Origin of the sequence: uncultured Tateyamaria sp. (genome assembly GCF_947503465.1) — a bacterium.
Taxonomy (GTDB): Bacteria; Pseudomonadota; Alphaproteobacteria; order Rhodobacterales; family Rhodobacteraceae; genus Tateyamaria.
This window is the reverse complement of sequence record NZ_CANNDN010000002.1, coordinates 535088-561700: the sequence shown is the minus strand read 5'-3', so window position 1 is coordinate 561700 and position 26613 is coordinate 535088. Positions and strand designations below refer to the sequence as shown.

Genomic DNA, 26613 nt, shown 5'->3' with positions numbered 1-26613 from the left:
ACACATGGGCACCATCTCCCCGCGCCTTATTGCGCAGGGATGCGCCGGGCGTCGTTGATCGAGGCAAGCCGCGTCGCGGCGAACCGGTCGATGACACCCGCGCGGCGGGCGATCCTGTCTTCGATCAGGGCCTCAACCGCGTCATACATTCCGGACCGCAAGCCTGCATCAATGGTCATCCGTTCGAATACGTCGCGCTGGGCGTGGCTGCCGCCGATGGTTTGCATGGTCGGGCGCGCCGCAGCGAGGTCGCGGAAGGCCGCGTCATAGCGCCCTTCGGCAAAGGCATTCAGACCGGCAAGGGCTGCCTTGCCCGGATCGGCGACGCGTGCGGGCATTTCGCCCTGGCGTGCGGCATCAACGGCAAAGCGCGCCGCCATGGCGGCCTTGGCGTCTTCACGCCCTGCGGCACCAAGCGCCAGTTGATAGTGCAGATCGGCAAAGACCAGGCAACCGTCGTCGGTGCGGTTCTGGGCGAAATCCGCCAGCTCGTCCCACCGGTTCGATACGTTCATGCCTTCCAGTTCCAGCCGCATCAGCAGCGATGTTGCATTGGCGATGTCGCGGTAGTCGTCGGTCTTGTCCGCGCGGATCTGCTGATCATAAAGCGCCAGCACGATGTCGTTCTCGCCCCGGTCCATGTGCAGCAGCGCCTTGTGCCACCACACATGGTAGCGGAAGTTGTTGCAGTGATCCCAGGCAGAAAGGTTGTTTTCGATCAGGGAAATCCCGGCATCGGGGCGGGATGTCATGTCATAGACGTGGGCGACAGCGTGCAGGCCCCAGGCGTCGTCGGTTGTCAATTCCAGCCCCTTGAGGCCAGCGGCTTCGGCAGCGGCGTACTCGCCCGTTTCTTCCAGCGTGAAGGCGTGGCAGCCGTGCACATAGCCTTCGAGCGCGTGGCCTTTGTGGGCGTCCAGGATGTTCTCGATCGACGCGCGCATGCCCACGCCATCGCCCAGGATAAAGCGGATGGCATGGCTGACCTTGGCCGACAGGGTATCTGTGGGATGTTCAGCCAGCACGCGTTCCATCGCGGCAATTGCGCCGGATGGGCGGCCATCCAACCACTCACCCAACGCGCGGACCCACAACCGTTCCCGGGGGCTGCCGCCAGACACGGCCAGCGCGGCAACGGCGTCCTTGCCGGCCTGATGCGCTACGTCCCAAAGTTCGGCCCGTCCCATCATCAGGGAAAACAGGCCCTTGGCAGCAAAGCCCATCGCGAATTGCGGTGCACCGGACAAAACAGCGCCCAGATGCGTCGGCGTGGCGGTGCCGTGCGCCATGAAGGCGCGGATCATACCGTTCCACTCGTCAACGAGCGCGGGGTCCTCCAGGCTGACCGGCGCTTGGCAGATATCGTGCATCATGTGGGCGGTACCTCTTACCGTAAGTATTCTGGATGTGGTGTAGAACATCTAAGCCCGTTTGACATGTAATGTGCGGTGGACACACGCAACCGTGAAGGTTTGGTGGGGGGAATGTGAGCAAAAATTCTGCACATTTGACGAAAGCAGGCGAAAACCGGCCAAAGCGCTTGGGTCAGGTGTCGTCTTGGTGCGGTTTTTGAGACTTCAGTGTTGCAAGAACCGCGTCCGTGTCCTGCCCGAACCGGGGCGGAGGGCGCCGATATGTCACTGGTGTTGCTGAAAACTTGAGCGGATTCGCCAGAAGCCGGACGTGTCCGTCCGCGACGTCGTCGCGCGGCACATGCACAACCGTACCGCGTGCTTTTGCCTGATCGGACTTCAGTGCTTCGGCCACGTCATGGATGGGACCACCTGGCACCTTCACGCTGTGCATCTTGCCCAGCAGATCGTCCTTGGTCATGGCCGCAAGGAGGGGCGTCAACGCCGCTGTCAGAGTGACCCGGTTTTCGATCCGCTTGAGGTTGGTCGCATAGCGCGGATCCGTGCCCAGCTCTGGTGCGCCGATGGCGTCGCAAAACCGGACGAACTGGCTGTCATTGCCCACGGCCACCAGCACGTGGCCGTCCGACGTGGCAAAGGCGTCATAGGGCACGATGTTGGGATGCGCGTTGCCGCGTCGTTCGGGCACCTGACCCGAGACAAGGTAATTGCACCCTTCGTTGATCAGCCACGCCATTTGCGCGTCCACCAGGCTCAGGTCGATATGTTGCCCTTCGCCTGTCTGATCCCGGTGGCGCAGGGCGGCCAGAATACCGATGGTCGCATACATTCCGCACATGACATCGGCGATGCCCACGCCCACCTTGGTTGGCGTGCCGTCCGGGTCGCCAGTCAGCGACATGATCCCGCCATACCCTTGCGCCATCAGGTCATAGCCTGGCTGATCCCGGTTTGGGCCGGTCTGCCCAAAGCCAGAGATCGAACAGTAGACTAGCCCGGGATGCGCCTTGCGCAGCGTCGTGTGGTCGAGCCCGTATTTGACCAGCCCGTCGGGTTTGTAGTTTTCAATCACCACATCCGCGCGGGCGGCCAGCTGTCGGACGATGTCCTGCCCGTCGTCGGTGGACAGGTCCACGGCCACTGATTGCTTGTTGCGGTTGGCCGCCATGAAATAGGCCGACAGGTCGGTCGGGTTGCCATCCGCGCCCTTGGCATAGTTCGGCCCCCACGCGCGGGTGTCATCACCTCCGGTCTCGGGGTTTTCGATCTTGATGACCGTTGCCCCCATATCGCCCAGCAACTGAGTGGCCGTCGGACCCGCAAGGATGCGCGACAGGTCAAGGACAAACAGCCCGTCCAGCGCGCCCGGTGTGTCAGATGCGGCCATCATACGCCCCCCGGTCAATCACGGCTGCGATGACAGTGAAGGTATCCGCGGATCGGGCGGCGTCCAGGGCCGCCCGAAGCTCGGCGCGCGAGGAAACCGTATGACCCGCCCCGCCAAAGGCACGGCCAATGGCGGCAAAGTCGTGCTTGGCAAAATCCACGCCCGCATTTGTCAGTTGCCGCTGACGCTGTTTCAGCTCGATCAGGGCAAGGGAGGCGTCCACGAACACCACGAAGATGGTCCTAAGCCCCAGTTCGGCGGCAGTGGACAATTCACCCGCGACCATCAGGAAACCGGCATCGCCGGAAAAGCTGACAACCGTGCGGTCAGGCTCAGCCACTTGCGCGCCCATCGCCAGCGGAACCGCACAGCCCATGGTGCAAAGTGCGGATGACTGCATCAGACCGCGCGGCTCGTAACACGCCCACATCTGGCTCAGCAGGATGCGGTGCGCACCGCTGTCAGCAGTGGCAAGCGCGTCGCGCGGCAGGGCGGCCCGGCAGGTATCGATCACGGCGGCAGGACCCCAGTCTTCATCGGTCGGGAAGGCGGCTGCAAGATCTGCCCTGGCCTTGGCAATTTCGCCATCCGCCCACGTCGTGCGCGGTTCGATCCCGTCGCTCATGGCTGTCAGGGTTGCCGCGCAATCGCCGATCACGTTGGTGGTGGCCTGGTGCATGTAATGGTGGTTCGGCTCCGCCGTGATGTCGATCATGGTCTGGATGCCGGGATAGTAGAAATCCCGCCAGCCGGTCCGCATTTCGATCGGATCATAGCCCAGGCCGATGATCAGGTCGGCCCGGTGCACAACCGGCAACAGGATCCTGTCCGCCTTGGGCGACAGGCCCGCCCCACCCAGCGCCAGCGGATGATCCTCGGGCAGCAGCCCCTTGGCCTTGTAGGTGGTGATGACAGGCACGTTGTAGGTTTCGACAAAGCGACGCAGCGTGGCGGCCATGTCCTGACAGCGGGGGTCAAATCCCTGGTTCAGCGCATCAACACCCACGATCAGAACCGGGCGTTCGGCGGCGGCCAGTGCGGCGCGCATCTGCGTCAGGGATTGCTGGGCCGGGACCACCGGTTCGGCTGGTGCGCGTGGCACCGAAACGGGCGGTGTCACGGGCGTGACGGCCACGGTGATGGGGACATCGATATGGACGGGACCGGGGCGCCCTTCCGTCGCGATGCCAACGGCCTTGTCGGCGATCACATGGGCCGCACCCGTGTTCAGCGTGAAGGTGGCCTTGGTGATCGGGCGGAACACCTGGGTCTGGTCCAGCACCTGGTGGGTATAGGTCTGCGCCTCATCCGCATCGACGCAGCCCGCCAGCACGATCAGCGGAACACGGTCCTGATGGGCGTTGGCAACGGCGTTCACGCCGTTCAAGGCGCCGGGCCCCACCGTGGCCACCAGGATGCCGGGCGCGCCTGTGCGGTGCCAGGCTCCCTCAGCCATGAAAGCGGCGGCATTTTCGTGCTTGCACAGAATGAACCGGATGCCCGCCCGCTCCAGCGCGTCCACGATGGTCAGAACTTCGCCCCCGGGCATGCCGAAGGCAAAGCGACACCCGGCGTCATAAAGCCGCGCAGCCAGAACGTCAGCGGCACGGGGCGGGGTGGGGGGCAGGTCTTTCATCTTTGGTCTTCCACGTTTTGGCACCGCGCCTTCCTGTCATGGTCGCGCCTGACGCACAACTCACACCTGCGCCATGCATTGTTTCATCCCGGGACTTGACCTTCCAGTGACTGGAACCCTTATGTGCAAGGCATGAGTGACACACTGACATTCGGCCTGCAGGGCCTGAATTGCGCGTCCTGCGTGGGCCGGGCAGAGGCCGCGCTGACTGCGCTGCCCGGCGCGCGCGACGTCCGCGTGAACCTGGCGGATCACAGCGCACGCATCGCCGGGGTGCGGGCGGACAGTGCGGCGGACGCGCTGCAACAGGCGGGCTACCCCGCCGAACTTTCGGACTTCGATCTGCATATCCCCGCGATGTCCTGTGCCTCCTGCGTTGCCCGGATCGAAACTGCCGCACAGGCCGTGCCCAATGTGCTGCGGGCCGAGGCGCGACTGCCCACCAAAACCCTGCATGTGCAGACATTGGGAAGCGGCGCACAGCTGCATGCGGCCCTTGCCGATGCGGGATATCCAGCCGAAGACACCCAAGACACCGCAGGGACCACAGGTACGGATGGGCAGGACGTCGTGTCGGGTTTGCGGCGCTTCCTTCTGGCCGCAGCACTCACGCTGCCCGTCTTCGTGATCGAAATGGGCGGACACCTGTATCCACCGCTGCACCACTGGATTGCGCGCAGCATCGGGCTGACCACCAGCCACGTGGTCCAACTCGTTCTGACGGCCATCGTGCTGGCTGGGCCGGGCGCCGTGTTCTTTCGTCGGGGCATACCCAACCTGATCAAAAGGCGCCCGGATATGGATGCGCTTGTGGCGCTTGGGGCCGGGTCGGCATTCGCCTTTTCCGCCTTTTCGGTTCTGGCGCCAGGTGTCTTGCCCCCTGCAGGTGTGTATTTCGAAGCGGCAGCGGTGATTGTGACGCTGATCCTTCTTGGGCGGTGGCTGGAGGCGCGGGCCAAGGGCAGAACCGGTGACGCCGTGCGCCGGCTGCTTGGATTGCGTCCCGACACTGCGGAACGGGTGCAGGGCGATGACGTGTCCGAGGTGCCCCTGTCCGTCATTGGTGCGGGAGATCTGCTGCGGGTGCGCCCGGGCGGGCGTATTCCGGTGGATGGTGTGGTCGCATCGGGCCACAGTCACGTGGACGAAAGCATGCTCACGGGTGAACCGGTGCCCGTGCTGAAACAGGTGGGCGATATCGTCACCGGAGGCACGTTGACGACAACCGGCACGCTGACAGTGCGGGCAACGCATGTGGGCGAGGATACGGTGCTGGCCCGCATCACGGCCCTGACCCGTGACGCTCAGGCCGCACGCCTGCCAGTCGAGGCGCTCGTGAACCGCGTGACCGCGTGGTTCGTACCGGCCGTCTTGTTGATCGCCGCGCTCAGCTTCGGCACGTGGTGGGCCCTGTCGGGATTGGCACCCGCTGTGGTGGCGGCTGTGTCGGTCCTGATCATCGCCTGCCCCTGCGCCATGGGGCTGGCCACGCCCATGTCCGTGATGGTCGGAACGGGCCGGGCGGCGGAACTGGGCGTGCTGTTTCACAAAGGCGATGCCTTGCAGCGATTGCAGGATGCGCGTGTGGTGGCCTTTGACAAGACCGGCACGCTGACCCTCGGCACACCGCGACTGGACGGCGTCGTCTCGGCGGCGGGTTGGACCAAGGACGAGGTCCTGCATTTGGCGTCAGGCGTCGAAACCATGTCAGAACATCCGATCGCCCGCGCCATCGTCGCGGCAGCCAAGGCAGTCCCCGTCACGGTCACGGATTTTTCTGCCGCGCTTGGTGCAGGGGCAAGCGCACGTGTCGACAGCAGGCACATCATCGTCGGCAACCGCGACATGCTGGCGCTCTCAGGCGTGCAGGCAGCCCCCGAATTGCTCGAACCGGCCGATACGTGGGCAAAGAGCGGGGCAACGGTGGTGCATGTGGCCGTGGATGGGGTGCATGTCGCGACCCTGTGCATCCGGGACATGGTGCGCGACGGGGCAGGCGCAGCCATTGCAGCGCTCAAGGGGCAGGGACGCGCGGTTGCGATGATCTCCGGTGATACGCCCGCCGCGGCACGGCATGTGGCACAGGCGCTTGGGATCGACACGGTCGTGGCAGGGGTCAAGCCGGACCAGAAGGTGCACGCGCTGGCCGACCTGCGCGCCACGCACGGGGCGGTTGCCTTTGTCGGGGACGGGCTCAACGATGCGCCTGCGCTGGCCGCTGCTGATGTGGGGCTCGCCGTCAATGGCGCCACGGACGCGGCGATCGAGGCAGCCGATGTCGTTCTGATGTCGCCGGATCCCGGAACTGTGTTGCGCGCCATGCGCATCAGTGCGGCGACGCTGCGCAACATCTGGCAGAACCTGGGCTGGGCCTTTGTCTACAACGTGGCGCTGATCCCCGTGGCCGCCGGTGTCCTGGTGCCGCTGGGCGGGCCGCAACTGTCACCGGCACTGGCCGCGCTCGCCATGGCGCTGTCGTCGGTCTTCGTGGTCACCAACGCGCTGCGCCTGCGCGGTTCGGGGGCGACATGAACATCTCGCAAGCGGCCCGGGCCACGCGCCTGCCCGCCAAGACAATCCGCTACTACGAAGCGATCGGGCTGATCACACCGGACCGATCAGCCAACGGGTACCGCAGCTTCTCGGACACCCATATCCACCAACTGACCTTCCTGGCACGCGCCCGTGCGCTGGGCTTCGCGGTCGAAGACTGCCGGTCGCTTCTGGCGCTATGGGAAGACCGGGACCGCGCCAGCGCAGATGTCCGGCGGATTGCCCGTGCCCATCTCGACAGCATCGAGGCCAAGATCGCCGACCTGTCGGCGATGCGGGACATACTCGGTCATCTGGTGCACACATGTGCAGGGGATGACCGACCGGACTGCCCCATCCTGCAAAACCTGTCTTCTTCCGACTGAAAATACGACGGGGGGTCGCGCATGCGACGGGGCGGAGCCCCCGAAAAATGTCGTCGCCGTCAGGCGACCGTCGGATCAGCGGCGGCGATCACGGCGCGAGGACATCGGCTGGAACGCCACGCCGACATGGGCCTCGCAATAGGGTTTGCCTTGTTGCACAGGCAGACCGCAGAACCAGAAATTGTCCGTGGCGGGGTCGCCCACGGGCCATTTGCAGGTCCGCTCGGTCAATTCCATCAGGCTGATCTTCTTGGCCTTCTTCTCGACCTCGTTGACCTTGGCCAGCGCCTCGGGGCTGATTTCATTGGCCGACGGCTGCGGGGGCAGGGGCTGGCCCGCTGGAATGATCTGCTTGCGCGCGGGCACGGCGGCCTTTGGGTCGGGCGCTGCGACCGGCTTGACGGCAGGTTCTGTCTTGGGCTGCGGTTTCGGCTCGGCCTTGGCCTTCGGAGCGGCCTTGGGCTTGGCCTCCGCCTTGGCTGTGCTGGCACTTGACCCGCCGCCTGCGCGGTTCGACAGGCCAAGGCGGTGCACCTTGCCGATCACCGCGTTGCGGGTCACACCACCAAGTTCCTTGGCAATCTGGCTGGCCGACTGGCCCTCGCCCCACATTTTCTTCAAAAGTTCAACGCGTTCGTCGGTCCAGGACATCAGCAGGCTTTCCGATTTAAAAAGCGGCCTCGCGCGGGGCCGCTTGTGGGTCTGAATTCAGTGTCAGCGCCCTATACTAATCACACGGGACGAAGTTACAAGGGACGACCTGTGGGTTTGGCGACAACGCCTCGTCCTTCGCGCCACGCCAGCAACAGCGCACCGGCAATGATGATCCCGGCCCCCACCATGGTTGTCGCGTCCGGCACGACGCCATAGAACATGATGTCATAGACGGCTGCAAAGATCAGGGTGCCATAGCTGAATGGCGCGACAAAGCTCGCATCCGCCCGTGCCATACCGTTGACGAAACAGGACTGGGCCGCCGCCATCGCACAGCCCACTCCCGCCATCAGGGCCCATTGCTGGGGGGATGGCGCGATCCACACAAAGGACACCGCGACACCGGCAATGCACAACCCGATGGCGTTGTTGACCAACAGGATGGAAAACGGCCCCTCGCGCCCCGTCAGCTTCTTGATGAAACTCAGCTCAAGCCCCAGCGCCATGGCCGCGCCCAACGCCAACAGGGCGGCGGGCTGAAAACTGTCCGGCGTCGGGCGCAGCAGGACCATGGCGCCGACAAAGGCAATGGCCGCCGCCAGCCAGCGCCACTTTCCAACCCGCTCACCCAGGAGCGGGATCGCCAGGATCATGCCAAAGACCGGGTTCAGGAACGAAATGGCGGTGGCATCGGCCAGCGGAATGTAGGCGACAGAGGCAAACATCAGCGTGACACCGGCCCAGCCGCTTGTCGTGCGGGCCAGATGCAGACCCAGATGCGGACGCTGCAACTGCGGTCTCAGGATGGTGGCCGCGACACCCAATGTCAGAAAGGCAAACAGGAACCGACCAAAGCTGATCTGGAACGGATGCAACGGCGTGCCGAACTGGTCCGTGCCAAGCGCCTTGGCAAACAGCGTGGTGGCGGCGATGAACGCACATGCCGATACGATGAATCCTGCCGCCAGCGCGGGGTTATGGGCCTTGGGGGTGAACATGGCGCGTGACTGCGCTCCTGCCGCCCCAAGCGCAAGTGCATTTTTGCTGGCAATGGATGCCGACCTGCCGTACACGCCCCCCATGATCAGCTATGCACATCTCCGACGCATCTCGCGACGCAGCTAAGTCCTGCGCCTGATCTTTTTGTGCCCGGATGGCACACCCCTTCTCAAATCTGTTGACCCTGCTCTGTGCGTCATGCACCAACATGCCTTGACGCACAGGGCTCTGACAAAAGGATGATCCACATGATCACGTCCGTTCTGCCGACCTACAACCGTGCCCCCTTGACCTTTGTCAAAGGCGAAGGCACTTGGCTGATCGAGGCGGATGGGCGACGTTTTCTGGATCTGGGCGCGGGGATCGCGGTGAACGCACTGGGCCACGCCCATCCCGCACTGACACAGGCGCTGACGGATCAGGCAAGCAGCCTCTGGCACACGTCGAACCTGTATCACATCCCGCAGCAACAGGCCCTGGCGGACCAGCTGGTCGATGCCACCTTTGCCGATACGGTCTTTTTCACCAATTCGGGCACCGAAGCGTGCGAATTGGCCGTCAAAATGGCGCGCAAGCACTGGTTCGAGAAAGGGCACCCGGAAAAAGTCGATATCATCACTTTCTCGGGCAGCTTCCACGGAAGGTCATCGGCAGGCATCGCGGCTGCCGGGTCGGAAAAGATGACAAAAGGCTTCGGCCCCCTGTTGCCTGGCTTTATCCATCTGGAATTCGGCGACCACGATGCCATCGCACCTGCGCTCACCGACACGACCGCCGCCATCCTCATCGAACCGGTGCAAGGCGAGGGCGGGATCATCCCGGTCCCGGATCAATGCCTGAAGGGATTGCGCGATCTGTGCGATGAAAAGGGCATCCTGCTGATCCTGGACGAGGTGCAGTGCGGCGTCGGCCGGACCGGCAAGCTCTTTGCCTATGAATGGGCGGGGATCGAACCGGACATCATGATGGTGGCCAAGGGCATCGGCGGTGGCTTCCCGCTGGGCGCCGTCCTGGCAACCGAAGATGCGGCCAGCGGCATGACCGCGGGCACGCACGGGTCAACCTATGGCGGCAACCCCCTGGGGTGCGCGGTCGGGTGCGCGGTCCTGGACATCGTCAGCGATCCCGCCTTCCTCGATGACGTGAACCGCAAGGCGGGGCTCTTGCGTCAAAAGCTCGAAGGGTTGGTGGCTGCACATCCGGATGTCTTTGACCTGGTGCGTGGCTCTGGCCTGATGATCGGGATCCGGTGCAAGGTGCCGTGCGGCGATGTTGTGTCGGCCGGATATGACCACAACGTCATTGTCGTGCCCGCGGCGGACAATACGATCCGGCTCTTGCCACCGCTCACCATCACGGATGAAGAGATTGCCGAAGCCGTCACACGGCTGGATGCGGCCGCAACCGCGGTTGCGGCCTGATCCTTCTCTGTTCCACAGAAGGCCGGGGCGCGCCCCCGGCACTTGCCTTTCACGAGACCGAAGATGACCCATTTCCTTGATATCCACACAACCGATCGGGCTGCGCTGCGCCAGATCATCGACTCTGCGCAGGCCATGAAGACGGCCCGTGCGGGCCGCCCAAAGGGCACACCCGACGACGACATGCCGCTGGCGGGGCACATGGTGGCGCTGATTTTTGAAAAACCGTCGACCCGGACACGCGTCTCCTTTGATGTCGGCGTGCGCCAGATGGGGGGGCAGACCATGCTGCTGTCAGGCAACGACATGCAGCTTGGGCACGGCGAAACCATCGCGGATACAGCGCGCGTGCTCAGCCGATATGTGGACCTGATCATGATCCGAACCTTCGAAGAGGCGACATTGCTTGAAATGGCCGAATATGCGTCGGTCCCGGTCGTGAACGGTCTGACCAACCGGACCCATCCCTGCCAGATCATGGCCGATATCATGACGTTCGAGGAACATCGCGGCCCCATCAAGGGCAAGAAGGTCGTCTGGTCAGGCGATGGCAACAACGTGTTTGCCAGTTTCGCCCACGCAGCCAGGCAGTTCGACTTTGATCTGGTCTTTACCGGGCCGGAACCGCTGGACCCGGAACGCGCGCTTGACGGTCTCTACACCACCGAACGGGACCCGCACAAAGCGGTCGAAGGGGCCGATCTGGTTGTGACCGACACCTGGGTCAGCATGCATGACCCGCAATCGGCGCGCGAACGCCGCCACAATCAACTGCGCGGTTATCAGGTGAACGCGGACCTGATGTCCAAAGCCAAGGATGACAGCCTGTTCATGCACTGTCTTCCGGCCCACCGCGATGACGAGGCCACGTCAGAGGTCATGGATGGCCCGCATTCGGTGATCTTTGACGAGGCAGAGAACCGCCTGCACGCGCAAAAGGCGATCATGCGCTGGTGCCTGGGCGTCTAGGGCAGTGACCGGGCCGCGCATAACCGTCGCGGGTGCAGGCAGCATTGGCTGTTATGTGGGCGGCGTGTTGGCAGCAGCCGGGCAGGACGTGCGGTTTCTGGCGCGGGACCGGGTTGCGTCCGCCTGCGCTGCGGCGGGGCTTCGTTTGACCGACTATGACGGCAACGACCTGCATGTCACCGCACCGGTCATGGAAACCGAGGCGCGATTGGCCTTGAAAGATGCCGACGTGGTTCTTGTCTGCGTCAAATCCGGCGACACCGCAGGCATGGCACGCGAGATTGCGGCGCATGCACCTTCCGCGCAGGTCATCAGCCTGCAAAACGGCGTCGAAAATGCGGACATGCTGCGCACGCACCTGCCCGGTGCCGATGTGCGTGCGGCGATGGTGCCGTTCAACGTCGCGTCCCAGGGGGCGGCCCGGTATCACAAGGCCACATCCGGCGACATTCTTGTCGAAGCGGGGCCCATGCCGGACCTCGGCACACCCACCCTGACCTGGCGGCAGGTCGACAACATCAGGGCCGTTCAGTGGGGCAAGCTGCTGATCAACCTGGGCAATGCCATCAATGCCCTGTCCGACCTGCCGTTGCTGACCCAGTTGCACGACCGCGCATGGCGCCGCCTGATGGCGGATCAAATGGCGGAAGGGTTGCGCATCCTCGCGGCGGCTGGGATCATTCCGGCCAGGACAACGGCCGTTCCCCCGTGGCTTGTCCCCCATGTCCTGCGGCTGCCCACACCCGTCTTTCGCAGGATCGCGGCCCAGATGCTGACCGTTGACGCACAGGCCCGTTCATCGATGTGGGACGACCTCAAACACGGCAGACGGACCGAGATTGACGCCCTGCAAGGTGCCATCATCGCCCTGGCCGCGCGCCATGGCAGGCATGCGCCCCTGAACACCCGAATGCGCGCGCTGATCCGCGCGGCCGAAGATGCAGGCAATGGACCACCCGGCCTGACGCCACGCGAGATCCGAGGCGCGCGCGGCACCTAACCGCGCCGCGGCTTGGCCCGCAATGTCGGGTCGGCCTCGGTCGGGTCTTCGGGCCATGGATGCTTGGGATATTGTCCGCGCATGTCCTTGCGCACATCGGCATAGGACGTCGCCCAGAACCCCGGCAAGTCCGCCGTCACCTGCACCGGGCGTTGGGCCGGGGACAACAGGGTGATCTGCAACGCCTGCGCACCGACGCGGGGGTGCGTCGTGACACCGAACATCTCCTGCAGGCGAACGGCAATGCCCGGAACCTCCCCGTCATAGTCGATCGGAACACGACGCCCCAGAGGTGTCTCGAAATGGGCAGGCACGGCCTGGTTCAGCCGCCGCATGGCATCCCAGCCCAGATGCGCTTCAAGGGCCGGCAGAATGTCGAACGCCTTCCACTCCGCTGCCGTCCGGACCGTGCCCAGATGGGGCAACAGCCAGTCGTCCAGCGTCTCCATCAAGGTCGCGTCGTCCAGCCTGGGAAAATCCGGTCCCATCAGGGCCGCGCGCGCCATCAGACGCCGCGCCCCTTTCGACGGGGCCAGTCCCAGGTGGCGCACCCCGTCCAGCATCGCCGCGGCGATGGCGCCCGGCGGCGCATCGTGCCAGGGTCGATCCTCCAGCACCAGGGCACCAAAGCGCCTTTGCGTGCGCGCCAGGACCGCACGCTCGCGCCTCGACCAGACACAGGTATCAGACCAGGCGATCTGGTCCTCGAACAGCGCTTCCAGGTCTGACAGGGCCAATGCCGCTGCCTGCCGGACCCTGGCCTCTCGTGGGTCGCCATCAAGGTCGGTCGCGACGATCAAGGACGTGCCCGCCAGCGCGTCGCCCTCGGGCAGGACCGCGCCCTTGCCACCCGACAGGACATAGCGCGGCACCTTGCCCGTGCGCCGCAGGCCGACACGGTCGGGATAGGCCAGTGCGGCCATGGCCGCCAGGCCAAGTGCGGGGCCATCACCTTGACCGCGCGCCAACCGCCTGCCTTCGTCCTTGATGCGGGCAATGGCACCGCGATGGACGCTTTCGCCGAAATCACCGGGCCGGTGCAACGCACGCATGCGCAAGGCCAGGTCCGTACCCCGGTTGCGCAGCGGGTCACGATCCGACAACAGCGCGGCCAGCGGGGCCGCCTGCGCCCCGGCAGAGACCAGCATATGGGCCAGCCGCGGGTGCAAGGGTTGCCGCGCCAACAGGCGTCCGTGGTCCGTGATCCGGTGCCTGTGGTCGAGCGCGCCCAGCATCTGCAACACGGCGCGCGCCTCGGCCAGACGGCCCGCATGCGGCGGCGTGACAAACCGCAACCCGGTCTCGCTGGCCCCCCAGATGGCAAGCTCAAGGGCAAAGCTGGCAAGGTCTCCGGCACTGATTTCAGGCGGGGGGAAGGCGGCCAGTGCGCCCTCTTCGCCCCGGGTCCACAACTTGTAGGCGGTGCCGGGCGCCACGCGGCCGGCACGGCCTGCGCGCTGGGTGGCCTCGGCGCGTGTGACCCTTTCGGTGATCAGGCGTGACATGCCTGATGACGGATCAAACTGCGCGCGCCGTGCCCGACCCCCGTCCACCACGATTTTGATGTCAGGGATGGTGAGGGAGGTTTCGGCGATGGAGGTTGCCAGCACGATCTTGCGTTCCTTGGAGGGCGACACGGCGGCGCGTTGCGCCTTGAAGTCCATGGCCCCGAACAGGGGTTGCACATTCGGCAGGTCAGAGAGCAGCCCCGCCGTGCGCCTGATTTCACCTTCGCCGGGCAGGAAGGCGAGCAGACCGCCTTCGTTCGCGGCGTATGCGGTGCGGATCAGGTCGGCCATTGCGGTCTCAAACCGCGTTGCCTTGGGCACGGGGGTTTCGAGCCAATGGGGGGCGACGGAGAAACTTTTGCCTGCGGAGGTCAGGATGGGGGCGTTCATCACCTCGGCCACGGGTGCGGCGTCCAGTGTGGCCGACATCGCCAGCAGGAACAGGTCATCGCGCAGCGCCTCTGCCACTTCAAGGCACAGGGCAAGACCGAGGTCTGCGTTCAGAGAGCGTTCGTGGAACTCGTCAAAGATCACCGCACCGATGCCCGGCAGGTCAGGCGCGTCTTGCAACATGCGGGTCAGGATGCCTTCGGTCACGACCTCGATGCGTGTGGCCTTGCTGACCGTGCTGTCGCCACGGATGCGGTAGCCCACGGTTTGGCCCGTCCTTTCCCCCAGGGTCTGGGCCATGCGGTCAGCAGCGGCCCGGGCCGCAAGGCGGCGGGGTTCAAGCATCAGGATGCGGCCCTGCGTCAGGCCCGCGTCCAGCATGGCAAGGGGGACACGTGTCGTCTTGCCCGCGCCGGGGGGCGCTTGCAGGACAGCCCGTCCCTGTTCGCGCAACGCGTCCATGAGGTCGGGCAGGATGTCGTCAATGGGCAGGCGCATGGGCGGCCTTATGGCGGAATGGGCGCGCTTCGCCAACACTGGACATTCCGGGGGCGGCCCCGCAGAAACGCTGGCATGGATACGCAGGACCTTGCAGCGCGGATTGCCGCGGGTGAACGGCGCGCCTTGGCGCGGGGGATCACACTTGTCGAAAGCGGGCGGGCGGATCACCGGGTGCAGGCGACCGAGGTGTTGGCGGCCCTGCCACGGGACCGGCAGGCGTTGCGCATCGGCCTGTCCGGCACGCCGGGCGTGGGCAAGTCCACATTTATCGAAGCCTTTGGCATGCACCTTCTGAAGGCGGGGATGCGGGTGGCCGTTCTGGCGGTTGATCCGTCATCGGCCCGATCGGGGGGCTCGATCCTTGGCGACAAGACGCGGATGGACCGGCTCAGCCGCGAGGCCAACGCATTCATTCGCCCATCGCCCAGCCAGACGCATCTGGGCGGGGTCGCGCGCCGCACGCGCGAGGCGGTGGCCCTGTGCGAAGGTGCCGGGTTTGACGTGGTGCTGATCGAGACCGTGGGCGTGGGGCAATCCGAGACGGCTGTGGCGCAGATGGCCGATCTGTTCCTGCTGTTGCTGGCACCCGCCGGAGGGGACGAATTGCAGGGGGTCAAGCGCGGCATCATGGAGATGGCCGACATGATCCTGATCAACAAGGCGGACGGAGACCTCAAGCCCGCCGCGACGCGGACCTGTGCGGACTACGCCGGTGCCCTGCGGCTCTTGCGCAAACGGCCGCAGGATCCGGACGGTTTTCCCAAGGCGATGATGGTGTCTGCGTTGACGGAACAGGGGTTGGAGGCCGGGTGGGCCGACATGCAGGCGCTTGTCGATTGGCGTCGCGAGGCGGGGTTCTTTGACGGAACGCGCGCGGCCCAGGCGCAATACTGGTTCGAACAGGATGTCCGGGCGGCCCTGCTGTCCAGGTTGGAAACCGGCGCTGCGAAACAGGCGATGAAGACCCTTGGCGCACAGGTGGCCGAGGGGGCGCTGGACCCGTCGATCGCGGCCGCACGCATGCTCGATGTTCTGGGGGCTGATTTCGGCGCGCCTTGGGTTGACCCGGTCCCCGATTCCCCCTAAAGCCACCAAACGAATTTCTATGGTGCCGCCGTGTTGCGCGGCGCCTTGTCGTTTGAGGAACCGTTTCGGGACCGAACGGCAAAGCGGAGAAGAGGATAAACCCATGTCGCGCGTATGCGAACTGACCGGTAAGGGCCCGATGACTGGCAACAATGTCAGCCACGCCAACAACAAGACACGTCGGCGTTTCCTGCCGAACCTGAATGATGTGACACTGCAGTCCGAAACACTGGGCCGTGGCGTCAAGCTGCGCATCTCGGCGGCGGCATTGCGGTCGGTCGATCACCGCGGTGGTCTGGACGCCTTCCTTGCCAAGGCCAAGGACGTCGAACTGTCGGACCGCGCGCTGAAGGTCAAGAAAGAGATCGCAAAGGCCCAGGCCGCAACCGCCTGAACCCTTGCACCGCGCCAAAACAAGGCCCCGCTTGCGATGCAGGCGGGGTTTTCCCGTTTCTGCGCCGTGGCCTTGTGCGGATCCGGCGCATCTGCCGCAGTTGAGGCGCGCGGCATTTCGGGCTAGGCATCCGGCATGTTCCGCAGTCTGGCCGCCCTTGTTCTGAGCCTCGCGCTCGTGGTGACAAGCCACAGTGCCGCAATGGCGCGTGGGTCGGCCACCGCTGTCGACCAGATGGTCATCTGTACCGGCGCGACCGTGATGACCGTCTACGTGGACCGTGACGGCCAACCGACCAAGGCCCCGCACCTGTGCCCCGATTGCGCGTTGCACATCTTCGCCGCCGCGGTCCCGCCAGCCACCCATGCGGGCCCCGCATTCACCGTCGTGACCCTGCACCCGTGGCAGCCTGCCGTGCGACATGCCCGTGCCGCGGTAAAGCAGGCCCTCGCACGCGCGCCACCCGTCTTGATGTGATCCCCGACATATCCTTGGACCACTTCAATTCAGGAGGACGACATGTCCCTTCGCACCCCTATCGCCGCGGCCATCGCCGCCACGTTGCTGGCCTGTCCCGTTCTTGCCGACGGTATCATGGTCGTGGACCCCTACGCCCGGGCCGCCAGCCCCGCCGCCAAATCCGGTGCGGCCTTCATGACCCTGCACAACGACAGCGGGCAGGATGACACGCTGATTGCCGCGCGCACGGAGGCCGCCGTCCGCGTGGAACTCCACACGCATATCGAGGTGAGCGACGGCGTTCTGCAAATGACCGAGATCGAGGGCGGGATCGCGCTTCCGGCGGGCAGCATGCACCACATGAAGCGGGGCGGTGATCACGTCATGCTCATGGGGCTGACCGGCCCGCTGGAACAGGACGCCACCATCGACGTCACCCTCGTCTTTGAACAGGCAGGAGAGGTCGTGGTGACCATCCCGGTCGACAACGACCGCAAACCCGAAGCGGGCGCACATGGCGGGCACGGCCACTGACCACCGCAGCGCCTGATCGCAAGGCGGACGCGGGTCCGGCCTTACCCGGCCAACACCGTCTCCACCCAGACGGGGACCGTGTCAGAGGCCTTGCCGGGTCGGGTCTCGTCAAACAGACCCGCGTTCTCGCCCGGATCAAGGTTCATCTCTATGGTCCGGGCCCCGACATGCCGGGCCATCTGCACGAAACCGGCCGCAGGATAGACATTGCCTGACGTTCCGATGGCAACAAAGATGTCCGCCGCGCTCAGCGCCCGTTCAATCCGCTCCATGTGGTATGGGATTTCGCCAAACCAGACGATATCCGGGCGCGCGGCGGGCGCATTGCACCGCGGACACGCCGCACCAACCGCCATGGTCAGCGGCGCAGGCCACCTGTTGTCGCACGTTGCACACAGCGCCGACGTCAACGCGCCATGCATGTGAATGACGTCCTGACTGCCGCCTTTTTCGTGCAGGTCGTCGACATTCTGCGTCACCAGCGTGACGGGCCCCGCATGGTTCGCCTGCAATCGGGCAATCGCGACATGTGCGGCATTCGGGGTCGCTGCATGGGCCTGGGTGCGGCGGGCATTGTAAAAATCCACAACCAGCTGCGGATTGCGCGCGAACGCTTCGGGCGTCGCGACATCCTCGATCCGGTGCTGTGCCCACAGCCCGCCTTCATCGCGGAAGGTGCCCAGGCCACTTTCGGCCGATATACCGGCCCCGGTCAGGATGACGATCGACGGCGCAGACATGGCAGCGCTCCTTGTGTTCAGGCGTCCAGCAGACGCAGATCGCCGGCCAGCCAGGGCAGCTGGGTCAGGGCCGGATCAATCATGTGCGTCTTGATCAGGCGGCGCATCGTGTTCGCGACATCCGTGGGCACGTCGCCCGCCCAATCCGCACTGGCATAAAGCGATATGGTCCGCGAAAACGGTTTGAAGGGCAGGGGAAAGGCGTCCACCTGATCATGAAAGCGGCCGGCGCGCATATACCCCAGCGGCGTGGTCACGGACCACCCGATGCGGCGCGCAACCATCGCCATCAGCGCCAGGTGACTGCCAATTTCGAAACGGTCGGAAAAATCCAGCTTCTGGCGTGCAAGATGCGCTTCGATCTGACGCGAAATCAGCTGTTCGCGTTCATAGCGCAAAAAGGGCAGATCGGGCAGGATCGACATCGGATTGCCATCGCGCACAATGCCGCGCGGGGCCACCAGGATGAACGGATCGCGCGCCAGCGGATACTCCAGCACGCCGTCGCGCATCGTCCCGTCACTGGCCGAGATGGCGATATGCAGGCTTTTGTCGGATATCGCCTGCAGGATTTCATGGCTGGGCGCGGTGGCGAGCGTGAATTTGCAGCGGGTCAGGCTGTCTGCCAGGATCGTGACCAATCGGGGGGTCAGGTCGTTCTCGAAATCGTCGATCACGCCAATGGACAGGGACGACAGATGCGCCAGGTCCATGACCGTCAATTCGGATTGCGCCAGCCGAAGCTGCGACAGCGCCGCCTCTGCCCGCGCCAGGAAACTGGTGCCCGCGGGCGTCAGCCGCATGGGCCGCCTCCCGTGATCGACCAGGTCGGTCGACAGCGCTGTCTCCAGGTTGCGCAACTGCTGGCTGACCGCAGGTTGGCTCAGCCCGGTCACCACGGCGGCCTGCGCAACCGATCCGGTCGCGGCCAGGGCTTCGAAAACCTCAAGCCCGCGCAATGTGACGCCCTTGCTCAGCATGTGTTGCCCCTGTCCAGTTTCGCAATCTTTGAATGTCGCGTTGGGGCCAAGGTCAAGAAAAATCCGCTTTCGCGCAGGCCATATTTCAGAAAGTTGAAAGATACGCCAAGCCTTGCACCATTTGGCGCGGGTGGTGCACAACATGGGCATGAGGATCGCGACCGCTGCATATCCGTTGGACGTCCTGCCCGATTGGGCCGCGTACGAGGACAAGCTAAGCGCTTGGGTGGATGAGGCGGCGACGGCAGGTGCGGACCTTCTGGTTTTCCCCGAATACGGCGCGATGGAATTGGCAACGCTTGCCGGGTTGGATGTCGCGGCCGACCTGGAAGCGTCCCTGTTCGCAGTGGCCGACCGTCTGGCAGAGGCGGACGCCATGCATGCCCATCTTGCCGCGCAACATGGCGTCCACATACTTGCCGCGTCGGGTCCCGCAACGACGCATCTGCCCGATGGGGTGACGCGTCCCGTCAACCGTGCGCGCCTCTTTGCGCCGTCGGGGCGCATGGGCGTGCAGGACAAGCAGGTCATGACCCGTTTCGAGGCCGAGACATGGAATGTGGTGCCGGGCGGTCCGTTGCGTCTGTTTGACACCGCCCTGGGCAGAATCGGCGTCTTGATCTGCTACGACAGCGAATTCCCGCTCCTGGGCCGGGCGCTGGCGGACGCGGACATCCTGCTGGTGCCGTCCGTGACCGAGGCGCTGACAGGGTATTCCCGCGTGCGGATCGGCGCGCAGGCCCGTGCATTGGAAAATCAGTGTGTGACCGTCATGTCCTCGGTCGTGGGGGCGGCGGCGTGGTCCGAAGCGGTGGATGTATCGGTTGGCGCCGGGGGCATTTTCGGCCCGCCGGACAAGGGGTTTCCCGACGACGGTGTCATCGCCCTGGGCACCCTGAACGCGCCCGGCTGGGTCTACGGCGATGTCGATCTTGCGGCGGTGGCTGCCGTCCGCGCCGACGGTGCCGTGCTCAACCGCAGGGACTGGGATGCGCAAACGGGTCGTGCCGATCCTGTCACAGTCGAGACACTGGCCTGATTACCCCTTGAATTATGGGGCGCGGGGGCGCATTTAGTGGCGCGTCCGCAACTTGGCGGGCCGTGTAACGAAGGAGAGACCATGGCCAAGGAAGATACGCTCGAATTTCCCGGTGTCGTGAAGGAACTCCTGCCCAATGCGACGTTTCGGGTCGAGCTTGAGAATGGCCATGAGATCATCGCACACACGGCAGGGAAAATGCGCAAGAACCGTATCCGGGTTCTGGCAGGCGACAAGGTGCAGGTCGAAATGACCCCCTATGATCTGACCAAGGGTCGGATCAACTACCGGTTCAAGTAAACCGTACGCACCGTTAACGGTTGGGTTCGGTGCATGCGCGGTGCACGACCTGTGCACAGCTTGTGTACGGGCTGTGCAGGCCCTGTTTCGGCTGATTAACCTTATTTACAAGGGCCGCGCGGGCTGGCATCACCCCTGCTGTTGCAAGGCACGCCAAGCAGCGCACGCATGGGTCACACACGGGTTGGGATCATCGATGTTCATCCTCGGATCGGGAAGCCCGCGACGGCTGGAACTGCTTGGGCAACTGGGTATTGTTCCCGACACCGTGCGCCCCCCCGACATCGACGAAACACCGCTCAAGGGCGAGTTGCCGCGCCCCTATTGCGCCCGCATGGCCCGCGAGAAAGTGGCGGCGGTCAAGGCCGCGGCGACGGATATCGTGCTGTGCGCGGACACGACCGTCGCGCTGGGCCGCCGCATCCTGGGCAAGCCCGCAAACAAGGACGAGGCCCGGGCGTTCCTGCGTCTGATGTCAGGTCGACGCCACCGGGTGATCACCGCCGTTGCCGTGCGCAAAGGCAACCGGATCTGGGAACGTGATGTCGTCAGCACGGTCCGGATGAAACCGCTGTCAGACCCTGAATTGACGGGCTATCTGGCCACGGATGACTGGCAGGGCAAGGCGGGTGGCTACGCTATTCAGGGACCGGCCAGTGCTCTTATCCCTTGGATTTCCGGGTCTTTTACCGGGATCGTCGGTTTGCCACTGGCCGAGACGGCGGGTCTGTTGCAGGCGGCTGGAATGGAGGTCTGGACATGAAGGGACGGCAAATTCTGCTGGATCACCTCGATGGGCGCGAAGCGGCGGCCCTGATGGTTGATGGCCAACTGGATGATCTGCTGATCGACGCGGATACGCCACGCCCCGGAACGATCTACCGGGCGGTCACGGATCGGCCCGTCAAGGGGCAGGGGGGCGTGTTTCTGAAAACGCCGGACGGCGCCGCATACTTGCGCGGCGTCAAGGGGATCGGCCCGGGCGAGACGGTGCAGGTCCAGGTCACCGGATATGCCGAACCGGGCAAGGCGATCCCCGTCAGCCACAAGGTGCTGTTCAAAAGCCGCTACGCAATCGTGACGCCGGATGCGCCGGGTCTGAACCTGTCACGCAGCATCCGCGATGAGGATGCAAGGGACGCACTGCTGGCCCTCGCGCATGAGGGTATGGGCGACAGTCCCATGGGCCTGATTATCCGATCAGCCGCCGCAACCGCCGACCCGTCCGAGGTCGCGGCCGACATCGACGCCATGCATGCATTGGCCGAAGCGGTAACGGCAGACCAGGGCACGGGCCCCGAAGTTCTGGCCGAAGGGGATGGCCCGCACGTGCTGGCGTGGCGCGACTGGATCGATCCCGCAGAGGTCGTGACAGATGCGGGGTGTTTCGAAACGCACGGTGTCCTTGACGCGATTGACCGGTCCAAAGGCCCCTTTGTGGCGTTGGACGGCGGCGCAGGCATGTATGTGGAGGCGACCCGCGCGCTGGTTGCCGTGGATGTGAACACCGGCGCCGACGGATCGTTTGCTGCGGGGCTCAGGGCCAATCTTGCCTGTGCCCGACGCTTGCCCGCCGCCCTGCGGGTGCGTGGCCTTGGCGGGCAGGTCACCATTGATCTGGCTCCCATGCCCAAGAAAGAACGCAAGACGTTCGAGGCCGCGCTGAAAGCTGCCCTGCGCAAGGACGAAATTGATACGGTGATGGCCGGTTGGACGCCGCTGGGACATTATGAATTGCAGCGCAAACGCGCGCGTCTGCCGTTGACAGAGGTGCTGGTGTGACCTGTCCGATCTGCGCGAAGAAGACAGTGCGGGAATATCGCCCTTTCTGCTCTCGCCGATGTGCGGATGTGGACCTGGCACGTTGGATGAATGGCGGATACGCGGTGCCGTCCCAGCGCGAGGAAGACCCCGATTTGCCCGACGATGCAGGCTCTGCGCCACATTAGGCGTCAGCGGTGATTTTCCTATGGACAGTGCCTGGTGATACGCTTATCACGCCCGCACCCGAAGCCGCAGGCTTCTCCCGTGCCCGGGTAGCTCAGGGGTAGAGCAGTGGATTGAAAATCCTCGTGTCGGTGGTTCGATTCCGCCCCCGGGCACCATCGTTTCCATACCAAGACGATCTTCACTCTGTCTGGGCGGAAGAAAAACCCCTTCAATGTCGCCGTTCAGCCCACCATCGGGCCTTGCGGCGCTTTGTTGGGGGGACGGAAGGTGTCGGCAGACATGTTGAAGCGCTCAGCCTGCATTTCCGGGCAGGCAACAAGTGTCGCAAGGTGCCTGCATTCAATTGCATCTGAAAGGTCAACCACACCTCCCGACCGTTTGGGGGGTGTCTGAGACGGGCCGACCCCTTCGCGGCCACGTCGGCCTTGCCCTGGTTGGATCGTTCCATTTTTCCAAGCGGGCTTCCCTGCCGCCTCCACGTGACGTACGCAGCCATGGTGATGCCCCCGGTCAACCAGTGTATTGGCCCAATTTCAGCGGGATGGGCACGTAAACGTCAGCCCGCGAAATGCGCGCCATGCGGCGCTCTGAACGGACGAAATCCGCAGCCCAACGCAAAAAGCGTGATGCGTCAAACAGGGCGCGCTGTCGGACCGCGCGCGACGTGCCCGAAGACGAGGCTCCGTCTGCGTCACGTAAGGGTCTGACGCCGATGATACTTCCGGCTCATGTGGAACTTATCGCCGACGTGCAAGTTGGAAACCCAGAGTTGATACGTGACCGTCTACCAATGTCGGTCGCACTGTCCGCTCCGTCGAATTGGTGCCTCACGTGGATCTTGGGTTCACGACAGCGGCGTTTCGGCATCGTTTTGGCATGCGCATGCAGGGAAAGCGTGCCGGCGAAGCAAAGCAGTGTCTGCCGATCCCACGCGGCATCATCGTGGTGGGGCGAGCTGATGACCGGAATATCCCTGGGATGGCCCTTGGCGCCGCCACGGGCCTGACACGCGCCAACCACGATCCTTGGCCCGAACGCACCAGAAACCGAACATGACACAGGAGACCACGAACACGCCATGACCCGTTACGCACAACAACGTATTGCAAACCCTGTGTATTTTTTCGATGCACCGGATCAAGTCCTGACAGACGAGAAGCTGACATGGGATGAAAAGCAGAAAGTCCTTCAATCGATGGTGGTCGATGCCGAGCAGTTGGTCGACGCCACCGCAGAAGGAATGGAAAGCCCGGAACCCACCTACAAGGCCGAAGATCTGCGTCGCGCCCTGGCGCAGCTGGGCGACACAAAGGACACCGCCGCGCCTGCCGCGGACGCTGTCCAGAACCGGTCCAGCCAATTCAAGCGGATCATTGTCGTGACCACGGCACGGCAGGACCTCAACCGTGTCGTGCTGGATCATGCGTTGGACATGGCGGACCTGTCCGATGGTGACGTATCGCTTTTGAACATCGTCCCGTCCGAGGCTGACACGGTGGGGTCGATGGCGGCCATGCCGATGGCCGGAACGGTTCAGGGCGTGCGCGTCGACACTTCAGCGATCCTGGAAGATCGGAAGAAACTGCTTGCGGACCTGCGCGATACCTGCGGCGCAGGAGACGCCGTGGAAATAGAGGTCAGAACCGGTCCGATCGAAGGCGAGATCGTTGCCTATGCCGAAACCTGCAACGCCGATCTGATCGTTGTCGGGTCTCCCAACCGGTCTTGGCTCGAGGGTTTGTTCAACCCAACGCTGGACCGGCACGTCACCAGAATTGCGCCATGCCCGGTCCTCGTGGTGCCGGAACCGACGTAATTGTGAACCGCTTTGAACAAGAAATTGGAAACCCGGTCGCATCTTGTGAATGCCTCTGTTACCCGAGGGTCTGAAATCAAGAAAATCCGGCGTGCGGACCGCGCCGCCGCCGTCAGTCGCAGACTGCGCTCTCCCAAGCCGGACAGCTTGGGAGAGCCGTCGTTTGCCGTACAGAAAGGGACATTGAAATGTCAGATGTAACCGCCGGAACGGGCATACCCGAACCAGAGGGCGAAAGCGATGTGATCGAAACCAATTACGAGCTTGGTCAGGACAATATCCAGAAAAGCGTCGGTCAGTTTGGCGTCGACATCCACAACCCGGTCTTCGTGATCTCGGGGCTGGCTGTCGTGGCGTTTGTGTTCTTCACGCTGGCCTTTCCGACACAGGCGGGTCCGATCTTTGCCGCGATGTTCGATTTTACGACCAAGAATTTCGATTGGTTCCTGATTGGCGCGGCGGATCTGGTCGTGATCTTTGCGCTCTTGCTGATCGTGACGCCGTTCGGCTCTGTCCGCCTGGGTGGATCAGAGGCTACGGCGGATTACAGCTATCCGGCCTGGTTCGCGATGCTGTTTGCCGCCGGCATGGGCATCGGGCTGATGTTCTACGGCGTATCCGAGCCGCTGACGCATTTTTCAACGGCCTTCGGCGGGACCGCACTTGAAAATGACCTGCGCACGGACTGGGCGCCGCTTGGCGCCGCCACCGCGGACGAGGCCGGGTCCATTCGACTTGGCATGGCCGCGACGATCTTTCACTGGGGTCTGCACCCCTGGGCCATCTACGCAACCGTCGCCCTGGCCCTCGCGCTCTTTACCTACAACAAGGGCCTGCCGCTGACGATCCGGTCCGCATTCTATCCCATACTGGGCGAACGTGTCTGGGGCTGGCCCGGGCACATCATCGATATCATCGCCGTGTTCGCGACCCTTTTCGGTCTTGCGACATCTCTGGGCTTCGGGGCCACACAGGCCACGGCCGGTCTCAACGCGCTCTTCGGCCTTCCCATGGGCACGACGTCCGAGATTGTCCTGATCACCCTGATCACGGCGGTGGCGCTCATCTCGGTCCTGCGCGGGCTGGATGGAGGGGTAAAGGTGCTCTCCGAACTCAACATGGGGCTTGCGGCGATACTGGCGCTCTTTGTCCTCATCGTCGGGCCGACCGCGTTCCTGCTGACCTTCTTCTGGGACAGCCTCGTGGCCTATGTCACCTACCTTCCCGCGCTCGCCAATCCGTTTGGGCGCGCGGATGTGAACTTCAGCCAGGGCTGGACCGCGTTCTACTGGGCGTGGTGGATCAGCTGGTCACCCTTTGTCGGCATGTTCATCGCGCGGGTCAGCCGGGGCCGCACTGTGCGTGAATTCGTCACCTGCGTGCTGATCATCCCATCCTTCGTCTGCGTTGCGTGGATGGCGATCTTTGGCGGCACGGCCATCAACCAGGTCCTGGCCGATGGCTATACCGCCGCCCAGCAGGCAGAGCTTCCGCTGCAGCTGTTCAAGATGCTCGAACCGATGCCGCTGGCCGGGATCACGTCCTTTATCGGGATCGTTCTGGTGATCGTGTTCTTTGTCACGTCGTCCGATTCCGGCTCGCTCGTGATCGACACGATCACGGCGGGCGGCAAGATCGACGCCCCGCTCCCCCAACGTGTGTTCTGGTGCATCTTCGAAGGTGCCGTGGCCATCGCCCTTCTTGTCGGCGGCGGTCTTGCCGCGCTTCAGTCGATGGTGATTTCAACGGGGCTTCTGTTCACCGTTGTGCTGTTGCTGATGTGCTGGTGCATCTGGCGTGGCCTCGCCAGCGAACGCGCCAAGATGTGATCATTTCGCCTCCGGCCCGGTCATCGGGCCGGGGGCCAACGACAAAGCCCGTAAAACGATCCCCTGCCTCAAGATTGGTCGCCCGCCCATGTCTGAACCCTCCGGACCCCTGACACAATCCCTCGACGATGTCCGTGCCGCCGCCTCCGGCGCGCAGGTGTCGGTGGGCGAGATCATCGATGCGCTGAAGGAACGCGGGCTCTTGCCCATCATACTGGTCCCGGCGACTGTCGCCGCGACGCCCCTGTCCGGCATTCCGGGCCTGTCGGCGTTCTGTGGCATCATGATCGCGATCCTGTCATTCGAACTGCTGCTGGGGTTTCGAAAGGTGCGCCTGCCCCGAAAAATGCGATCCAGATCAATCGACGCCGACAAGCTGGCGAATGCACTGTCGCGCATAGAACCCGTCATTCACTGGGTCGAACGCCGGACAAGACGCCGATTGTCCGTGCTGTTCCACCGCCCCCTGGTGTGGATCCCGCAGGCGCTTTGCCTTGCAACCGGTCTGGCAATGCCATTTCTGGAGATCATTCCCTTCTCCGCATCGGCGGCCGCGATTGCCGTGTGTTTTCTGGTGGTTGCGATGCTGACCGCAGATGGCCTGTTCTTCATCCTCGCGCTCTTGCCCTATGCCGGTCTGGGCTTCATCGTGGTGCGCATGACGTCAGCGTGACCGCGACATGTGGCGGCCCGCGACATCGACTGAGCGCGCGGATGCGACCGCTGCGGT

The 26613-nt window shown here is 64.2% G+C and carries 25 protein-coding genes and 1 tRNA gene; 18 read left to right on the top strand and 8 right to left on the bottom strand.

The features are described from left to right. Positions 1 to 26: 26 nt before the first annotated feature. The 3 genes from Q0844_RS15345 to Q0844_RS15335 all read right to left on the bottom strand — a co-directional run bounded on the left by Q0844_RS15345 (position 27) and on the right by Q0844_RS15335 (position 4396). Positions 27 to 1373 carry a tetratricopeptide repeat protein gene (locus Q0844_RS15345; RefSeq protein ID WP_299046524.1) on the bottom strand — a complete coding sequence of 449 codons (1347 nt, stop codon included), beginning with the start codon at positions 1371 to 1373 and terminating at the stop codon, positions 27 to 29. Positions 1374 to 1545: 172 nt separating this feature from the next. Next, positions 1546 to 2760, bottom strand: a complete 1215-nt coding sequence (locus Q0844_RS15340) for a CoA transferase (RefSeq protein ID WP_299046521.1) — start codon at positions 2758 to 2760, stop codon at positions 1546 to 1548. After that, positions 2747 to 4396, bottom strand: coding sequence for a thiamine pyrophosphate-binding protein (locus Q0844_RS15335; RefSeq protein WP_299046518.1), 1650 nt, complete (start codon positions 4394 to 4396; stop codon positions 2747 to 2749). Before Q0844_RS15335 ends, Q0844_RS15340 begins: the two co-directional genes overlap by 14 nt. 132 nt (positions 4397 to 4528) lie before the next feature. Between Q0844_RS15335 and Q0844_RS15330 the strand changes: the two genes are divergently transcribed. Beyond that, positions 4529 to 6928 (top strand): copper-translocating P-type ATPase, encoded by a 2400-nt coding sequence (locus tag Q0844_RS15330; RefSeq protein WP_299046515.1) that lies wholly within the window; start codon positions 4529 to 4531, stop codon positions 6926 to 6928. Continuing rightward, entirely contained in the window at positions 6925 to 7314 is a 390-nt protein-coding gene (gene cueR / locus Q0844_RS15325; protein ID WP_299046513.1) for a Cu(I)-responsive transcriptional regulator, read from the top strand. Before Q0844_RS15330 ends, cueR begins: the two co-directional genes overlap by 4 nt. Before the next feature lie 75 nt (positions 7315 to 7389). Here the strand turns inward: cueR and Q0844_RS15320 are convergent, their stop codons facing one another. Together Q0844_RS15320 and Q0844_RS15315 are read right to left on the bottom strand one after the other, a co-directional pair. Next, positions 7390 to 7965, bottom strand: a complete 576-nt coding sequence (locus tag Q0844_RS15320) for a GcrA family cell cycle regulator (RefSeq protein ID WP_299046512.1) — start codon at positions 7963 to 7965, stop codon at positions 7390 to 7392. 95 nt (positions 7966 to 8060) lie between these two features. Next, positions 8061 to 8966 (bottom strand): DMT family transporter, encoded by a 906-nt coding sequence (locus Q0844_RS15315; RefSeq protein WP_299046511.1) that lies wholly within the window; start codon positions 8964 to 8966, stop codon positions 8061 to 8063. A 249-nt stretch (positions 8967 to 9215) separates the two neighbouring features. Between Q0844_RS15315 and Q0844_RS15310 the strand changes: the two genes are divergently transcribed. From Q0844_RS15310 to Q0844_RS15300, 3 genes are all read left to right on the top strand, one after another. Further along, positions 9216 to 10388, top strand: coding sequence for an aspartate aminotransferase family protein (locus tag Q0844_RS15310; RefSeq protein WP_299046509.1), 1173 nt, complete (start codon positions 9216 to 9218; stop codon positions 10386 to 10388). Positions 10389 to 10451: 63 nt separating this feature from the next. Continuing rightward, a complete protein-coding gene (gene argF / locus Q0844_RS15305; RefSeq protein ID WP_299046506.1) occupies positions 10452 to 11357 on the top strand; it encodes an ornithine carbamoyltransferase in 906 nt (301 codons plus the stop codon). A 4-nt stretch (positions 11358 to 11361) separates the two neighbouring features. Continuing rightward, entirely contained in the window at positions 11362 to 12357 is a 996-nt protein-coding gene (locus Q0844_RS15300; RefSeq protein WP_299046504.1) for a 2-dehydropantoate 2-reductase, read from the top strand. On the opposite strand, the gene hrpB is transcribed toward Q0844_RS15300, so the two are convergent. Next, positions 12354 to 14753: an ATP-dependent helicase HrpB gene (gene hrpB, locus Q0844_RS15295; RefSeq protein ID WP_299046502.1), complete on the bottom strand. Its 2400-nt coding sequence runs from the start codon at positions 14751 to 14753 to the stop codon at positions 12354 to 12356. The genes Q0844_RS15300 and hrpB overlap by 4 nt on opposite strands. Positions 14754 to 14828: 75 nt before the next feature. On the opposite strand from hrpB, the gene meaB reads away from it, so the two are divergent. The 4 genes from meaB to Q0844_RS15275 all read left to right on the top strand — a co-directional run bounded on the left by meaB (position 14829) and on the right by Q0844_RS15275 (position 17229). Further along, entirely contained in the window at positions 14829 to 15842 is a 1014-nt protein-coding gene (meaB, locus tag Q0844_RS15290) for a methylmalonyl Co-A mutase-associated GTPase MeaB (protein WP_299046500.1), read from the top strand. A 103-nt stretch (positions 15843 to 15945) separates the two neighbouring features. Then, a complete protein-coding gene (rpmB, locus tag Q0844_RS15285; protein ID WP_039684004.1) occupies positions 15946 to 16236 on the top strand; it encodes a 50S ribosomal protein L28 in 291 nt (96 codons plus the stop codon). A 135-nt stretch (positions 16237 to 16371) separates the two neighbouring features. Then, complete coding sequence (locus tag Q0844_RS15280; RefSeq protein ID WP_299046490.1) at positions 16372 to 16713, top strand: hypothetical protein; 342 nt, start codon at positions 16372 to 16374, stop codon at positions 16711 to 16713. A gap of 42 nt (positions 16714 to 16755) precedes the next feature. Then, positions 16756 to 17229, top strand: a complete 474-nt coding sequence (locus Q0844_RS15275) for a copper chaperone PCu(A)C (RefSeq protein ID WP_299046487.1) — start codon at positions 16756 to 16758, stop codon at positions 17227 to 17229. A 41-nt stretch (positions 17230 to 17270) separates the two neighbouring features. Here the strand turns inward: Q0844_RS15275 and Q0844_RS15270 are convergent, their stop codons facing one another. Together Q0844_RS15270 and Q0844_RS15265 are read right to left on the bottom strand one after the other, a co-directional pair. Further along, on the bottom strand, positions 17271 to 17969 hold the full coding sequence (locus Q0844_RS15270) for an NAD-dependent deacylase (RefSeq protein ID WP_299046484.1): 699 nt from the start codon (positions 17967 to 17969) through the stop codon (positions 17271 to 17273). A gap of 17 nt (positions 17970 to 17986) precedes the next feature. Beyond that, a complete protein-coding gene (locus tag Q0844_RS15265; RefSeq protein ID WP_299046481.1) occupies positions 17987 to 18949 on the bottom strand; it encodes a LysR family transcriptional regulator in 963 nt (320 codons plus the stop codon). 148 nt (positions 18950 to 19097) lie between these two features. Here Q0844_RS15265 and Q0844_RS15260 point away from each other — a divergent pair, with 148 nt between their 5' ends. From Q0844_RS15260 to Q0844_RS15220, 9 genes are all read left to right on the top strand, one after another. Continuing rightward, positions 19098 to 19988 carry a carbon-nitrogen hydrolase family protein gene (locus Q0844_RS15260; RefSeq protein WP_299046479.1) on the top strand — a complete coding sequence of 297 codons (891 nt, stop codon included), beginning with the start codon at positions 19098 to 19100 and terminating at the stop codon, positions 19986 to 19988. Between the two features lie 81 nt (positions 19989 to 20069). Then, positions 20070 to 20288, top strand: a complete 219-nt coding sequence (gene infA / locus Q0844_RS15255; RefSeq protein WP_005978431.1) for a translation initiation factor IF-1 — start codon at positions 20070 to 20072, stop codon at positions 20286 to 20288. Positions 20289 to 20484: 196 nt separating this feature from the next. Continuing rightward, the gene (locus Q0844_RS15250; RefSeq protein ID WP_299046478.1) at positions 20485 to 21051 is read left to right on the top strand and encodes a nucleoside triphosphate pyrophosphatase; all 567 of its coding nucleotides are present in this window, start codon (positions 20485 to 20487) and stop codon (positions 21049 to 21051) included. Then, positions 21048 to 22070 carry a ribonuclease E/G gene (locus tag Q0844_RS15245; RefSeq protein ID WP_299046475.1) on the top strand — a complete coding sequence of 341 codons (1023 nt, stop codon included), beginning with the start codon at positions 21048 to 21050 and terminating at the stop codon, positions 22068 to 22070. The genes Q0844_RS15250 and Q0844_RS15245 overlap by 4 nt, the downstream gene beginning before the upstream one ends. Next, on the top strand, positions 22067 to 22237 hold the full coding sequence (gene yacG / locus Q0844_RS15240; protein ID WP_299046472.1) for a DNA gyrase inhibitor YacG: 171 nt from the start codon (positions 22067 to 22069) through the stop codon (positions 22235 to 22237). The genes Q0844_RS15245 and yacG overlap by 4 nt, the downstream gene beginning before the upstream one ends. Positions 22238 to 22318: 81 nt before the next feature. Continuing rightward, positions 22319 to 22393: transfer RNA gene (locus Q0844_RS15235), tRNA-Phe, on the top strand. A 923-nt stretch (positions 22394 to 23316) separates the two neighbouring features. Beyond that, positions 23317 to 24054 carry a universal stress protein gene (locus tag Q0844_RS15230; RefSeq protein ID WP_299046470.1) on the top strand — a complete coding sequence of 246 codons (738 nt, stop codon included), beginning with the start codon at positions 23317 to 23319 and terminating at the stop codon, positions 24052 to 24054. A 188-nt stretch (positions 24055 to 24242) separates the two neighbouring features. Then, a complete protein-coding gene (locus Q0844_RS15225; protein WP_299046467.1) occupies positions 24243 to 25883 on the top strand; it encodes a BCCT family transporter in 1641 nt (546 codons plus the stop codon). An 88-nt stretch (positions 25884 to 25971) separates the two neighbouring features. Then, the gene (locus tag Q0844_RS15220) at positions 25972 to 26556 is read left to right on the top strand and encodes an exopolysaccharide biosynthesis protein (RefSeq protein ID WP_299046465.1); all 585 of its coding nucleotides are present in this window, start codon (positions 25972 to 25974) and stop codon (positions 26554 to 26556) included. Positions 26557 to 26613: the final 57 nt, after the last annotated feature.

What these genes read in the sequence shown, in the direction of transcription:
- Q0844_RS15335 (WP_299046518.1), bottom strand. Translation starts at nt 4,396, where the DNA reads ATGAAAGACCTGCCCCCCACCCCGCCCCGTGCCGCTGACGTTCTGGCT.
- argF (WP_299046506.1), top strand. Translation starts at nt 10,452, where the DNA reads ATGACCCATTTCCTTGATATCCACACAACCGATCGGGCTGCGCTGCGC.
- Q0844_RS15280 (WP_299046490.1), top strand. Translation starts at nt 16,372, where the DNA reads ATGTTCCGCAGTCTGGCCGCCCTTGTTCTGAGCCTCGCGCTCGTGGTG.
- Q0844_RS15340 (WP_299046521.1), bottom strand. Translation starts at nt 2,760, where the DNA reads ATGGCCGCATCTGACACACCGGGCGCGCTGGACGGGCTGTTTGTCCTT.
- Q0844_RS15270 (WP_299046484.1), bottom strand. Translation starts at nt 17,969, where the DNA reads ATGTCTGCGCCGTCGATCGTCATCCTGACCGGGGCCGGTATATCGGCC.
- Q0844_RS15220 (WP_299046465.1), top strand. Translation starts at nt 25,972, where the DNA reads ATGTCTGAACCCTCCGGACCCCTGACACAATCCCTCGACGATGTCCGT.
- Q0844_RS15260 (WP_299046479.1), top strand. Translation starts at nt 19,098, where the DNA reads ATGAGGATCGCGACCGCTGCATATCCGTTGGACGTCCTGCCCGATTGG.
- Q0844_RS15330 (WP_299046515.1), top strand. Translation starts at nt 4,529, where the DNA reads ATGAGTGACACACTGACATTCGGCCTGCAGGGCCTGAATTGCGCGTCC.
- Q0844_RS15345 (WP_299046524.1), bottom strand. Translation starts at nt 1,373, where the DNA reads ATGATGCACGATATCTGCCAAGCGCCGGTCAGCCTGGAGGACCCCGCG.
- hrpB (WP_299046502.1), bottom strand. Translation starts at nt 14,753, where the DNA reads ATGCGCCTGCCCATTGACGACATCCTGCCCGACCTCATGGACGCGTTG.
- Q0844_RS15225 (WP_299046467.1), top strand. Translation starts at nt 24,243, where the DNA reads ATGTCAGATGTAACCGCCGGAACGGGCATACCCGAACCAGAGGGCGAA.
- Q0844_RS15315 (WP_299046511.1), bottom strand. Translation starts at nt 8,966, where the DNA reads ATGTTCACCCCCAAGGCCCATAACCCCGCGCTGGCGGCAGGATTCATC.
- Q0844_RS15250 (WP_299046478.1), top strand. Translation starts at nt 20,485, where the DNA reads ATGTTCATCCTCGGATCGGGAAGCCCGCGACGGCTGGAACTGCTTGGG.
- cueR (WP_299046513.1), top strand. Translation starts at nt 6,925, where the DNA reads ATGAACATCTCGCAAGCGGCCCGGGCCACGCGCCTGCCCGCCAAGACA.
- Q0844_RS15275 (WP_299046487.1), top strand. Translation starts at nt 16,756, where the DNA reads ATGTCCCTTCGCACCCCTATCGCCGCGGCCATCGCCGCCACGTTGCTG.
- Q0844_RS15230 (WP_299046470.1), top strand. Translation starts at nt 23,317, where the DNA reads ATGACCCGTTACGCACAACAACGTATTGCAAACCCTGTGTATTTTTTC.
- Q0844_RS15320 (WP_299046512.1), bottom strand. Translation starts at nt 7,965, where the DNA reads ATGTCCTGGACCGACGAACGCGTTGAACTTTTGAAGAAAATGTGGGGC.
- Q0844_RS15265 (WP_299046481.1), bottom strand. Translation starts at nt 18,949, where the DNA reads ATGCTGAGCAAGGGCGTCACATTGCGCGGGCTTGAGGTTTTCGAAGCC.
- Q0844_RS15245 (WP_299046475.1), top strand. Translation starts at nt 21,048, where the DNA reads ATGAAGGGACGGCAAATTCTGCTGGATCACCTCGATGGGCGCGAAGCG.
- meaB (WP_299046500.1), top strand. Translation starts at nt 14,829, where the DNA reads ATGGATACGCAGGACCTTGCAGCGCGGATTGCCGCGGGTGAACGGCGC.
- Q0844_RS15310 (WP_299046509.1), top strand. Translation starts at nt 9,216, where the DNA reads ATGATCACGTCCGTTCTGCCGACCTACAACCGTGCCCCCTTGACCTTT.
- infA (WP_005978431.1), top strand. Translation starts at nt 20,070, where the DNA reads ATGGCCAAGGAAGATACGCTCGAATTTCCCGGTGTCGTGAAGGAACTC.
- rpmB (WP_039684004.1), top strand. Translation starts at nt 15,946, where the DNA reads ATGTCGCGCGTATGCGAACTGACCGGTAAGGGCCCGATGACTGGCAAC.